The sequence below is a fragment of the Flavivirga aquimarina genome, assembly GCF_030540835.1.
Lineage (GTDB): Bacteria > Bacteroidota > Bacteroidia > Flavobacteriales > Flavobacteriaceae > Flavivirga > Flavivirga aquimarina.
In genome coordinates, this window is the sequence record NZ_JAUOEK010000168.1 from 1 (window position 1) to 539 (window position 539).

General features: G+C 44.0%; 1 pseudogene. It reads left to right on the plus strand.

Going from position 1 to position 539, the window contains the following annotated elements:
• Positions 1 to 539, plus strand: a pseudogene (locus tag Q4Q35_RS17495) (hypothetical protein); the annotation flags it as partial.

A 539-nucleotide genomic window follows, 5' to 3' on the forward strand; every position in this document is an offset into this window, starting at 1 on the left:
ACACCTTATAATGCAGTTGGGGATGCTACGGGTTGTACCAGGGAATCTTTCACTACGGAAACTATTGCCACTGTTCCTAATTGTACCACGTTATCAATGCCGCTAAACAATGCTACAGGTGTGGCGGTTAATTCGAACTTGGATTGGAATGCGGGGGTTAATGCTACAGGGTATAGAATTAATGTTGGAACTACTGCAGGTGGTACCGATATTGCAGATGATCAGGATGTAGGCAATGTTACTACCTTTGATCCAACAACTGACTTACCGGAAAATACCACCATCTTTGTTTCCATTACGCCTTATAATGCGGTTGGGGATGCCACGGGTTGTACCGGGGAATCTTTCACTACGGAAACTATTGCCACTGTTCCTAATTGTACCACGTTATCAATGCCACTAAACAATGCTACAGGTGTGGCGGTTAATTCGAACTTAGATTGGAATGCGGGGGTTAATGCTACAGGGTATAGAATTAATGTTGGAACTACTGCAGGTGGTACCGATATTGCAGATAATCAGGATGTGGGCAATGTTAC